Here is a 376-nt window from a genome sequence, read left to right as displayed (position 1 = left end):
TTCATGGCAAGCAGCACAGACACAGTAGTATGTTCAGGCGAGTCAATCACCTTAACAGGAATAGGAGCGGCAAGTTATGTATGGGATAATGGAGCAGTAGATGGAATTGCTTTTGTACCAAGTGCAACAACAACGTACAATGTAACAGGAACAGATGGTAATGGTTGTAGTGCAACAGGCAACTTAACGATAACAGTAGATACCTTACCAATAGTAATGGCAAGCAGCACAGACACAGTAGTATGTTCAGGCGAGTCAATCACCTTAACAGGAATAGGAGCGGCAAGTTATGTATGGGATAATGGAGCAGTAGATGGAATTGCTTTTGTACCAAGTGCAACAACAACGTACAATGTAACAGGAACAGATGGTAATG

General features: G+C 42.3%; 1 pseudogene. It reads left to right on the top strand.

Going from position 1 to position 376, the window contains the following annotated elements:
* Positions 1-376, top strand: a pseudogene (locus tag CG11_RS30650) (hypothetical protein); the annotation flags it as partial.

Origin of the sequence: Aureispira sp. CCB-QB1, from assembly GCF_000724545.1 — a bacterium.
Taxonomy (GTDB): Bacteria; Bacteroidota; Bacteroidia; order Chitinophagales; family Saprospiraceae; genus Aureispira.
The sequence above is the reverse complement of the archived record's forward strand: the minus strand, read 5'-3'. Positions and strand labels throughout refer to the sequence as shown.